Origin of the sequence: Microbacterium deminutum (assembly GCF_039530205.1) — a bacterium.
Classification (GTDB): Bacteria; Actinomycetota; Actinomycetes; order Actinomycetales; family Microbacteriaceae; genus Microbacterium; species Microbacterium deminutum.
On sequence record NZ_BAAAOG010000019.1, the window covers coordinates 1 to 3,410 of the forward strand.

A 3,410-nucleotide genomic window follows, 5' to 3' on the forward strand; every position below is an offset into this window, starting at 1 on the left:
TGCCGTCGGCGTCTGACTTGCGCTTCAACTGGGTCCACGCAGATCTTGCGTCACTGGACCCGACCGAGGCTCGCGAGCTCGTTGTCGACGCTTGGCGCATGGTCGTCCCCCACAAGGTTTCTCGCGCCTACGATCTCACCCATCCCAACGGCCCGGGCTGAGGAACCGGCAGGAAGCGGGAGCACCTTGTCGGCGTCGGCGTAGGTGCCCGCAGATCGACCCCTACTGCTCACATGACCTTGCGGAGGGCTCCGCCGGAGAGGACAATTCACGCACACCCGACACGTGAACCATTCACCTCCGAGGAGCAAATGATGAACGTTGTGCGGGGTGGGGTGTTCGCCGCGGTGGTCGCGACTGCCCTGGCAGGGTTGACGCAGGCCACAATCAGCGCACCATCGGCGTCGACCGTGTCCGTGCCTGCAACACGCATGCGAGATCTCGGCACGCTGGGCGGCCTGAACAGCTACGGGGTGGACATCAACGTGTGGGGGCAGGTCACCGGCACGTCCGACACCTCGAATGAGGCCGCTCACGCCTTTCGATGGACGTCGTCCGGCGGCATGCAGGATCTTGGAACCCTCGACATCGGCGGCAGTTCAGGGACAGCGATCAACGAGTTGGGTCAAGTCATCGGAGTGTCCCTTTTCCCGGACCCTGATACGGGCCAGGACGTCCCGCGACAGCATGCGTTTCGCTGGACAGCCGCAGGGGGCATGCAGGACTTGGGCACGCTAGGCGGGGGCTCCACGGAGGCGACGGCGATCAACAACCGCGGGCAGGTCGTGGGTTCCTCCTACCTCTCCAACGGGCACCATCATGCGTTCCTGTGGACGCCGACCCGCGGCATCCGCGATCTCGGCACTCTGGGCGGTGCGAACAGCAGCGCCATCGGGATCAACGACCTTGGACAGATCACCGGCTCTGCGGATAAGGCGGACGGCAACACTCACGCGTTCCGGTGGACACCGACCGGTGGCATGCAGGACCTCGGCACCTTGGGCGGCTCATTCAGCGAGGGCACCGGCATCAACGCGTCGGGTCAGGTCATCGGCAACGCGTGGGGGGGCCGCGACGGAACTGAGGGATTCCTGTGGACCTCGTCGGGGGGAATGCGGGCCCTGGGGTTCTGGCCGGCAGCCATCAACACACGCGGCCAGGTGGTGGGATATTCACCTGGTGCGGAGGCCGGCGTCGCGGTCCGATGGACAGCGTCTGCAGGGAGCCAGGGTGTGGATGTGCCCGACGGCTTCTACAGCGACGCGGTGGCAAACAACGACCTGGGTCAGATTGTCGGGTATGTCATCCCACCGTCTTGGATATTCCATGCCTTCCGGTGGAAGGCCTCTACCGGAATGACGGACTTGGGCACACTGGGCGGTCAGGAAAGCTTCGCATCCGCGATCAACATACGCGGCCAAGTCACCGGATCCGCCGACAAGCCGCTCGACGAGGCTGGCAACCGTTCCCGGCATGCGTTCCTGTGGAGCCCGTAATGAATGAACATCGGGGCTAACGGAAGAGCGTCCCAGGCGGAAGCGGCCGACCAGCGCCTCTACCTACTGCGCCTCTTTGAGCCGGGAGATCCTGATCGGTCGTCGACACACGGGCATAGCCAATCTCGATTCCATCCATCCACCCAGCGTCCCCGCGGCAGTCGCATGTCGGCCCCCACCTAGAGGCGCGGAAAGGGACCGGCTGTAGACCGCGGGGCCCTGCGGGCCGGCATCGATCGACATTAGTCCGCGCGTGCGGGCGGTCTGGGAGGTCGGCCGCACACGTGGGGACAAACCGTGTGATCGGCCACCGATGCCGTATCAACGGATCGCGGCGATCAGATCATCGTGGACGTCGTACGCGATGCAGTCATGGTCGCGGCCGACCGCTCCCGGCGTTTGGGCTGCGCAATCGCCCTCCCAGGTTGACGGAGTCCTCACCCACGACGAGCTTCCTGCTGCGCAGGTCCGTCTGGCGAGGCCAGCACCGCGCTTCCCTATTGCCGGCAGGTCACGGAAACGAGACCTCTTCAGGACTGAACAGCATCACGAAGCCGCCGTCGGCGAAGTTGCCGATATCTGCGGCGGCGGCCTGTCCTTCTGGCGAACTAACCGCCGCCAGCGCCGAGTCCTTGGACTCGAACACGATCTCCGCGACCTCGTAGAATTCCGGCGCGGATCCGTCAAAGGACTCCGTGCGGCCGGCGCTCATCCGGACTACTCCCGGCATCCGACTGGTGATCGGAACGTGCGTGGTTCGGAAATACGCATCGAACGCCGCCGCATCAGAGGGCTGGCGATATCCAACGGTCACGCGATAAGACATGTTCATTTCCTGTCCTCGCGGTCGCAACCCGCGACTCGGTCGTGGTGCGCAATCCAGAGGTACAGCGTTTCAGTGGGCGCAGGAGTTCGCAAGGCCCAGCCGTGCGCGTGGACGGAGTAATCAGCGCGGAAGCGACGGCGTCCCTTCCACCCTCCGGCCAATATCGAGTACGGCCAATGCTTCGCACGCATAGGGATCAACTGGTCGAAGCGCAACGCGCCATCATCGTGGCATAGCTCAGCCCTGGAACCGCCAGGAAGTTGGTGGTGGGCATGCCGGCGAGAGTGCGCGTCGCAACCTCGCGCCAGGAGGCTCTCTCAACTACCCACTCGGCTGGCCAGTTTCACGTCAAGGAAGCCGACGGTTGGGGAGAGGTTCGCTCGCAGTCATCTAGCCGAACATTCCGTCGAACGGCGTGGCGACACCGATGAGCCCCGCCACGATGAGCCCAACACAAAGCCGACAACTAGTCCGATGATGATTCCCCAGTTTCGTGACGAGTCAAGGCGAGCATCGATTGCCCTCGCCTCGATCATCGCCTGGTCGGCGGTCACCTGCCCACTCTCGACTCGCAGCCTGAGCGCCTCGATCTCGGGCTTGTAGTTGCGCTGGACAATTTCGTCGCCTACCCAACCCATCGCGAACATTGCGCCGATTGCGATCAGGAACCCGGGGAGGGGAGGAGGAAGAGCCGCCCAAAGCTTCGTAATGATGCCTGTGACTATTGAACCGACCCCCGCAAGAGCAGCGACCACAAGCCAGTTCTTTGAGCCAGATTCCCCAGGCATGGCCAAACCGTAGCGCTTGACTCAATCGTCCCGGCATGTCTGTGAACAACATTCGTTGGAAGAGTGTGCCTCATCGGAATCGCAGGAGGGCCGCGAGGCGTTATCGGGATGGTTGCCAGGATGGGGCACCGGTATGCGCCCGTATGCGGCAATGACGGTTCCTTGAGCCGACTGTGTCGGCGACGCTCGAAAATGAGGCCATTGCGACGTTCGAAAATGAGGCCACTAGTTCGTGTTGTTAGTCTGCCGGATCTTGGGTTCTGATGCTGGGGAGGCTGTCGATGCCTCTGCCGCGGAGCC

Annotated in this window: 3 protein-coding genes; 1 reads left to right on the top strand and 2 read right to left on the bottom strand. The window is 63.6% G+C overall.

The window, feature by feature from the left end:
- The first annotated feature begins 311 nt into the window (after positions 1–311).
- A complete protein-coding gene (locus ABD212_RS18920; RefSeq protein ID WP_344097762.1) occupies positions 312–1,496 on the top strand; it encodes a hypothetical protein in 1,185 nt (394 codons plus the stop codon).
- A 511-nt stretch (positions 1,497–2,007) separates the two neighbouring features.
- Here the strand turns inward: ABD212_RS18920 and ABD212_RS18925 are convergent.
- Both ABD212_RS18925 and ABD212_RS18930 read right to left on the bottom strand, forming a co-directional pair.
- A complete protein-coding gene (locus ABD212_RS18925; RefSeq protein ID WP_344097767.1) occupies positions 2,008–2,328 on the bottom strand; it encodes an EthD family reductase in 321 nt (106 codons plus the stop codon).
- Between the two features lie 380 nt (positions 2,329–2,708).
- Positions 2,709–3,110, bottom strand: a complete 402-nt coding sequence (locus tag ABD212_RS18930) for a hypothetical protein (protein WP_344097769.1) — start codon at positions 3,108–3,110, stop codon at positions 2,709–2,711.
- Positions 3,111–3,410: the final 300 nt, after the last annotated feature.